The sequence below is a fragment of the uncultured Buchnera sp. genome, assembly GCF_913776765.1.
GTDB classification, from domain to species: Bacteria; Pseudomonadota; Gammaproteobacteria; order Enterobacterales; family Enterobacteriaceae; genus Buchnera; species Buchnera aphidicola_AO.
The window spans coordinates 1-7936 of sequence record NZ_CAJYPO010000002.1 but is presented as its reverse complement, the minus strand read 5'-3'; the positions used below and the strand labels follow the sequence as shown (position 1 = coordinate 7936).

Here is a 7936-nt window from a genome sequence, read left to right as displayed (position 1 = left end):
GTTTTTTTTTTTTTAATATTATAAATGCATATTATTTTTTTATATAAATGCTTTCTATAAGATAAATGCAAAATTACATTTCTTTTAAATATTAATAAAAAAATAAATAAACATGAGCTTAAAAAATAGCGAATATTTTTTTAAAAAAAATCCGCTATTTAAAAAGTTAAGAAGTAAATTCCGGTCTTTCTAAAAGAAAAGAAGATATATTATCTTCATAAGATTTAATCTTATGATTAATTTTCATAGTTAAGTCAATATTGTCCCAATTATTTAATAAACAAAGACGCTGAAAATCATCTATTTGAAAGGGAATATCTAAATTATCTACAGTAATTCTCTTATTAATTAAACTAACGTTAAAAGAGATGCCAATCTTGCTATTAACTAAATTAAAAAGATAATCAATATCTTTTTTTTCTAAAATAACTAAAAGAAGCTTATTATTAAAACTATTATTATAAAAGATATCAGAAAAACTAGATGAAATAATTACTTTAAATCCATAATCTAATAAAGACCAAACAGCATGCTCTCTAGAAGAACCACAACCAAAATTCTCGCGTGTTAATAAAATACTAGCATTTTTATAAATATCATTATTAAAAATAAAATTTGGATTTATTTTCAACTGATTTTTATCAATAAACCTCCAATCATGAAATAAATATTTACCAAAACCAACTTTATTCACTTTTTGCAAAAATTGCTTAGGAATAATAGCATCGGTATCTATATTAGATATATCTAAAGGGACAACAACACCATTATGTTCAGTAAATTTAAACATTTTTAATTATTCTCACTATCTAAATTTCTAACATCAATAAATCGACCATATATAGCCGCAGCAGCAGCCATAATAGGACTAACTAAATGTGTTCTACCACCTCTACCTTGACGTCCTTCAAAATTTCGATTGCTAGTAGAAGCACAACGTTCACCATCACTTAATTTATCGTTATTCATACCTAAACACATAGAACAACCTGGTAACCTCCATTCAAATCCTGAATCAATAAAAATTTTGTCTAAACCTTCTTTTTCAGCTTGAATTTTTACCATACCAGATCCAGGTACAACAATTGCTTTTATATTTTTTGAAATTTTTTTATTTTTCAATATTTTAGCTGCAGATCTTAAATCTTCTATACGAGAATTAGTACAAGAACCAATAAAAACCTTATCGATTTTAATATCCGTTAAATATAAACCTGGTTTTAAATCCATATAATTACATGCAGAACGAGCTAAATTTTTTTTTACAGAATCTTCAAAAAAATTAAAATCAGGTATTTTTTCGTTAATTGATAAAACCTGATCAGGACTAGTACCCCAAGTAATTTGAGGAGAAAGGTTAGATATATCAAAAGTAAATTCTTTGTCGAAAGAAGCATTTTCATCTGTTACTAATGTTTTCCAATATTTTATAGCTTCATCCCAAAATTTACCTTGAGGTGAATAACGTTTACCCCTTAAATACAAAAATGTAGTTTCATCTGGTGCTATTAAAGCTGATTTAGCACCCATTTCAATTGCCATATTGCAAATTGTCATTCGTTCTTCCATATTCATTTTTTTAATTACATCACCACAAAACTCAATTACATATCCAGAACCACCTGATGTACCTAACTTTCCTATAATAAAAAGAATAATGTCCTTAGCAGTAATGAAACTGTTAATTTTTCCCTTTATTTGAATTTTCATGTTCTTTAAACGTTGTTGTTTCAAAGTTTGTGTTACAAGAACATGTTCAACTTCAGATGTACCAATTCCAAAAGATAAAGCACCAAATGCACCATGAGTAGAAGTATGAGAATCACCACAAACTATGGTCATGCCAGGCAATGTCATACCTTGTTCAGGACCAATAACATGAACTATACCCTGTTTAGGATTATTTAAATCATATAAAGATATATTAAATTGATTACAATTTTTTATTAATTGCTGCATTTGTATTTTAGCCATAGATCCTGACGCATTAATATCTTTACTTTCTGTAGAAACATTATGATCCATCGTAGCAAAAGTTTTTTTAGGTTGTCTAACAACACGATTTTTTATACGTAATGAATCAAAAGCTTGAGGTGATGTTACTTCATGTAACAAATGTAAATCTATGTATAAAATTGATATGTTATTTTTTTCTTTATGTACAATATGTGAATCATATATTTTTTCATATAAAGTTTTTTTCATTTTATTTTCCATTAATTAAAAATTCAGCAATAATATCACCCATTTCATTTGTTTTTATATAATTTTTACCATCAGATATATCTAAAGTTCGATAACCTTCTTTTAAAGCACGATGAACGGATAAATCAATTCTATCTGCAATTTCATTTAAATTCATACTATGCCGAATTAACATAGAAAGAGAAAGGATTTGAGCTATAGGATTAGCAATATTTTTACCTTCAATATCTGGTGCAGATCCTCCAGCAGGTTCATATAAACCAAATTTTTTACTATTTAAACTAGCTGACGGTAACATCCCAATTGAACCAGTGATCATCGCACACTCATCTGAGATAATATCTCCAAAAATATTAGAACAAAGAAGCACGTCAAATTGACCAGGATTTTTAATAATTTGCATACATGCATTATCAATATATAAATGAGATAAAATAATATTTGGATAATTTTTAGAAACTTCTTCTACAATCTCTCTCCATAAAACTGAACTTTCAAGAACATTAGATTTGTCAATAGAACACACTTTACATTTTCTAGAACTAGCTAATTCAAAAGCTAGATGTGCAATACGTCTAATTTCGAAATCATAATAAACTTCAGTATCAAATGAATATTCACCATTTTCATTTTTTGATCGACCTTTAGGTTTACCAAAGTAAATTCCACCTGTTAGCTCTCTAACACATAATATATCAAAACCATTTTTTACAATGTTAGAACGTAAGGGAGATAAATTTTTTAAATCTGAATATAATTTTGCTGGTCTTAAATTAGAAAATAAATTAAAATGTTTTCTTAAAGGTAATAAAGACGCCCTTTCCGGACGGAATTCTATTGGTAAGTAATCCCATTTTTTACCACCTACTGAACCAAATAAAATTGCATCAGAATTTTCGCAACCTCTTAGTGTTTTTTCAGGTAAAGCAACACCTTCCCTATCAATAGCTATACCTCCAACATTAAATTCACGTATTTCTAAAGGTAAGGAAAAATTTTTTTCTAAAACATTTAAAATTTTATAGGTTTCTCGCATAACTTCAGGACCTATACCGTCACCGGGTAAAACTGCAATACGAAATTTTTTTTTCATAAAATATATTCCATTTAAAAAAATCTAATTATTTATTTTTTTTTTAATTTTTTTAATTTTTCGTTTACTTGATTCGCTCTCCATATATTATTTAATACATTAACCATTGCTTGAGCTGAAGATTCAATAATATCTGTAGCTAAACCCATACCATGAAACTTACGTTTTTTATGTTCAACTAAAATATCAACTTGGCCCAAAGCATCTTTTCCTTTACCTTTTGCTATAAGTTGATATTTTTGTAAAATTATGGGAAAGTGAGTAATCCTGTTCAAAGCTTGATAAATAGCGTCTATAGGACCATTGCTTGTTGTAGCAGATTCTATAAAAGTTTTTTCACCACATAACAATTTTACTGAAGCAGTAGATAAACCATTGGAAATAGATTGAACACTAAAAAAAGATAAAGAAAAGTGTTCTAATTCTTCTTGTTGTTGATTTATAAATGCCAATGCTTCTAAATCATAATCAAATACTTGTCCTTTTTTATCTGCTAATTTTAAAAAAGCTGTATAAAGTTCATCTATTTTATAATCGCATTCTCTATAACCCATTTCAGTCATATAATGTTTTACAGCTGCTCTACCTGATCTAGAAGTTAAATTTAGTTTCACTTCCTTTAAACCAATACTACTAGGTTCCATAATTTCATAATTTTTTCTATTTTTTAAAACACCATCTTGATGAATACCAGAAGAATGTGCAAATGCATTACTTCCTACTATCGCTTTATTAGATGGAATTGGCAAATTACAAATTTTACTGATAATTTGACTAGTTCTATAAATTTCTTTATGTTTTATTTTAGTAGAAACACCTAAAACATCTTCCCTTACCTTTATAGCCATAATTACTTCTTCTAAAGCTGTATTACCAGCTCTTTCTCCGATTCCATTAATAGTTCCTTCTATTTGTCTAGCTCCTGCTTGTATAGCTGATATTGAGTTTCCTACAGCCATACCTAAATCGTTATGACAATGAACTGAAATTATCGATTTATCAATATTAGGAACACGTTGGAATAAATTATGAATTATAGAAGATAGTTCATTAGGTACTGTATATCCTACAGTATCTGGTATATTTATCGTTTTTACTCCTGCATTTATTAATTTTTCTACAATACGACATAAATTGTCCATTGTAGTTCTGCTGGCATCTTCACAAGAAAATTCAATATCATCAGTATAACGTAATGCTCTCTTAACTGATGATATCGCCATATCTATTATTTGATTAAAGTTTTTCTTTAATTTAGATTCCATATGAAGTATTGAAGTTGCCAAAAAAATATGAATTCTAAATGCATTAGATAAAGACATCGCTTCTGCAGCAACATCAATATCTTTATCTACACAACGAGCTAAACTGCATATTCTACTATTTTTAATATTTTTAGATATAGTTTGAACTGATTTAAAATCTCCAGGTGAGGAAATAGGAAAACCTACTTCAATAACATCTATACCGGTATTTTCTAAAGATAGTGCAATTTGTAGTTTTTGCTTAACGCTTAAACTAGCTTGAAGTGCTTGTTCACCATCACGTAAGGTAGTATCAAAAATAATAACTTGTGAATTCATAAAATTTTTTCTCGATAATTAAAAAAAATGATCTTTTGATCATAACAAATAAATTTACACAACAAAAATTTCATAAGACAGTAAGGATGTATTTAAAAACACATCCTTACTGTCTTATGAAATTTTTGTTGTGTAAATTTATTTGTTATTTTTTTTTATATAACTTACATAAGTTACTATATTCAATATCTATCTTTTTTTTAAGACCTTGAGGACCTATTTTAGTTAATTCACTAGCTGTATAATAATTTATTAAGGCATTTAAAATTTTATTTCTAGCAGATTTCTCATCTAATTTAGAAATCATTTTTATATCTGAAAAAGAAATAAAAATTTTTTTTTCTTTTATTTTTAAATTTTTTAATAATTTTTTTTGTTCAGATAAATATTGATTTATTGTTGATTGTGAAATATGAAATAACATAAAAAAACTTGGTGTCAAAAATATTTTTTTAGGTATGTATTTACTGGTTGATTTAGTCTTTTTTTTCTTACATTTTACAAAACCCATTGGTTCTAAAAACTCACTAATTAGTCGTGAAGCACGAGTAATAGATTTATTACCGGAATCAGAAAAAGTTGAAAGACCGCATTCATCTGCTAGTTTTTCAATAGACGCTTCAACTAAATTAGAATCAATATTACAATAATATAACATCGCTAGAACTATAGCTCTCATAGCACATGCTCGATGTTCGTTTAATCTTCTAAATCGAGGTAAAATATTACCAGTTTTAGGATCTATTGCCAATAAAGTATAATTTAACCTACTTCTTGCAACATCTATTTCTGATGCTTTTTTCATTGCATAACAAATAAAGTTAGATCTTTTTTTCTCGTTTTTAGGAGGATTAAAAACTGGTTTTGGATTACATATATAATTTTTTCTAGGCACTAATATAATACGCTTGATGTAAGTAAAATATTTTTGTTAAATGTAAATAAATCAAAATTGTTTTTTAAACAATAGTATTTAAAAGAAAATAAGATTTTTTTATATTAAAAAAATGCAATATATAAAATATATCATGAATTTAGTATTCTTTCAAATAACTTTAACCACTTCATTTCAAAATGCTATTAATGAATGATATGTTTCTTTTTACTCATTTTATCAATATAAGCCATGCCAAAAGCAGATAAAACAAACGTTAAATGAATAATAACGCATAACATAATTTTATTGTCTAAAATTCGTTCTGCTTCCATAAAAAGACGTAAAAGATGTACAGAAGATATAGCAACAATAGATGAAGCAACTTTATTTTTAATTGAATTAACATCCATAGTCCCCATCCAACCTAACCTTTTTTCGTTATCTTGAATATCCATTTTAGAAATAAAATTTTCATAACCTGAAAACATAACCATAACTAATAAACCACCTACTAAAGCGATATCAATCAATGATAAAACAACTAATACAAGACCAGATTCTGACATTGCTAAAATATCCGGGATAATAAATACTATTTGTTGAAAAAATTTTAATGTTAATAATATAAATCCAAATGATAAACCTACATATACTGGAAACATCAACCAACGAGAAGCATATATAGACCTTTCAATAATTTTTTCCATTTTATTCCTACTTTTTTTTTATAAATATAAAATGTTATTTCAATGACATTGATTATATTTCAAAAATAAAAATTTTTACATAGCTAAAAATAAATATTTTAAAATATTTATTTTTAGCAAGTTATATTGAAAATTATTAAAATATATGTTAAATATATCTATACGTAAACAATATATAAAAAAATGAAATTTCATTTTTTTAAAAAATTATTTATATATAGAAAATTTTAGTACAAAAAAATTTAAATTGTTTAAATCTTACTATCATAAACTACACATTCACATTTTTTTAAGTGTCCCCCATATGCTATCTAGAGAAAATTACGTATATAATCGAAATCCAGTTTTTACAGCACCTAAAAACAATAAAAAAAGACCGTCTTTTATCTGTCATGCAATGAAAAAAGCATCAGAAATAGATGTTGCACGATGTGAATTAAACTATGTTATTCAACCAAAAAATATCAAAACTGGACTACCCTTAAAAAGATTTAGAAGATTAAACGAGCACCGAGCATGCGCTATGAGAGCAATGGTTTTAGCTATGCTTTATCATTTTAATATTTCTTCCGAGTTAGTACAAGCTTCAGTAGAACAACTATCTGACGAATGTGGTTTGTCTACATTATCTAAAGTCGGTAATAAATCTATTACCCGGGCTTCTAGATTAATTACTAATTTTATGGAACCAATGGGTTTCGTAACTTGCAAAAAAATATGGGATAGAGTATTGGGCAACTATATGCCGAAAATGATTACACTTACACCACTATTTTTCATGTTATTAGGTATTTCTGAAAAACAATTAATAAATGCTAAAAAACAACAATTAGGGTGGATTAATAAGAATCTTATCATCAAGGGATTAAAACCTATAACAGTAATAGAAGCAAAAAGACGAGCTAAAGATATTCAAATTAGAAATCTTTTTAAATATAGGATTTCTAAACATAATTTTTATAAAAAAAGAAAAAATGCACAACGATTAATAGCCTTAGATGAAAAAGAAGCAAGACAAAAAATTCTTCGTGCATTAGTGGCTAAATATTCTATTAGCGAGTTAACTACACTTGGACCCAGCGGGTTAAAAAAACAAGTAAACATCAGCTATTATTACTTACGAAAAATTGCTGCAAATACGTATCAAGATAATTAACGCAGTTATAATAAAAAATTGTAAAATGTAGCAAAAATATAACTCTCTTTTCTAAATTACGTTAATACGTAAGCCTTTCTATTTCTTTAACTCCGTTATTTTTTAAAATTCTATTATTTTTTTAGAAAAAAATTATCTATCGTATAATATATATCTATTTTTATATCATTTTTATTTTACTAAATATGGTTTTTTTTTTTTTAATATTATAAATGCATATTATTTTTTTATATAAATGCTTTCTATAAGATAAATGCAAAATTACATTTCTTTTAAATATTAATAAAAAAATAAATAAACATGAGCTTAAAAAAT

At 26.2% G+C, this 7936-nt stretch carries 7 protein-coding genes; 1 reads left to right on the top strand and 6 read right to left on the bottom strand.

Annotated elements, in window-relative coordinates; translation table 11 throughout:
• Window positions 1–166: 166 nt before the first annotated feature.
• From leuD to QZ401_RS03130, 6 genes are all read right to left on the bottom strand, one after another.
• The gene (leuD, locus tag QZ401_RS03155) at window positions 167–790 is read right to left on the bottom strand and encodes a 3-isopropylmalate dehydratase small subunit (protein WP_295164908.1); all 624 of its coding nucleotides are present in this window, start codon (window positions 788–790) and stop codon (window positions 167–169) included.
• A gap of 2 nt (window positions 791–792) precedes the next feature.
• Window positions 793–2205 carry a 3-isopropylmalate dehydratase large subunit gene (gene leuC, locus QZ401_RS03150; protein WP_295164905.1) on the bottom strand — a complete coding sequence of 471 codons (1413 nt, stop codon included), beginning with the start codon at window positions 2203–2205 and terminating at the stop codon, window positions 793–795.
• A 1-nt stretch (window position 2206) separates the two neighbouring features.
• Window positions 2207–3298: a 3-isopropylmalate dehydrogenase gene (leuB, locus tag QZ401_RS03145; RefSeq protein ID WP_295164903.1), complete on the bottom strand. Its 1092-nt coding sequence runs from the start codon at window positions 3296–3298 to the stop codon at window positions 2207–2209.
• A gap of 32 nt (window positions 3299–3330) precedes the next feature.
• Window positions 3331–4881, bottom strand: a complete 1551-nt coding sequence (gene leuA / locus QZ401_RS03140; RefSeq protein ID WP_295164901.1) for a 2-isopropylmalate synthase — start codon at window positions 4879–4881, stop codon at window positions 3331–3333.
• Window positions 4882–5026: 145 nt separating this feature from the next.
• A complete protein-coding gene (repA, locus tag QZ401_RS03135) occupies window positions 5027–5776 on the bottom strand; it encodes a plasmid replication initiator RepA (RefSeq protein WP_295164899.1) in 750 nt (249 codons plus the stop codon).
• Window positions 5777–5961: 185 nt separating this feature from the next.
• Window positions 5962–6465 carry a TIGR00645 family protein gene (locus QZ401_RS03130; protein WP_295164898.1) on the bottom strand — a complete coding sequence of 168 codons (504 nt, stop codon included), beginning with the start codon at window positions 6463–6465 and terminating at the stop codon, window positions 5962–5964.
• Between the two features lie 304 nt (window positions 6466–6769).
• Here QZ401_RS03130 and repA (QZ401_RS03125) point away from each other — a divergent pair, with 304 nt between their 5' ends.
• Window positions 6770–7621, top strand: a complete 852-nt coding sequence (repA, locus tag QZ401_RS03125) for a plasmid replication initiator RepA (RefSeq protein ID WP_295164896.1) — start codon at window positions 6770–6772, stop codon at window positions 7619–7621.
• Window positions 7622–7936 lie beyond the last annotated feature (315 nt).

Coding starts and splice junctions, on each gene's coding strand:
- leuC (WP_295164905.1), bottom strand. CDS start 2,205: ATGAAAAAAACTTTATATGAAAAAATATATGATTCACATATTGTACAT.
- repA (WP_295164896.1), top strand. CDS start 6,770: ATGCTATCTAGAGAAAATTACGTATATAATCGAAATCCAGTTTTTACA.
- leuD (WP_295164908.1), bottom strand. CDS start 790: ATGTTTAAATTTACTGAACATAATGGTGTTGTTGTCCCTTTAGATATA.
- QZ401_RS03130 (WP_295164898.1), bottom strand. CDS start 6,465: ATGGAAAAAATTATTGAAAGGTCTATATATGCTTCTCGTTGGTTGATG.
- leuA (WP_295164901.1), bottom strand. CDS start 4,881: ATGAATTCACAAGTTATTATTTTTGATACTACCTTACGTGATGGTGAA.
- leuB (WP_295164903.1), bottom strand. CDS start 3,298: ATGAAAAAAAAATTTCGTATTGCAGTTTTACCCGGTGACGGTATAGGT.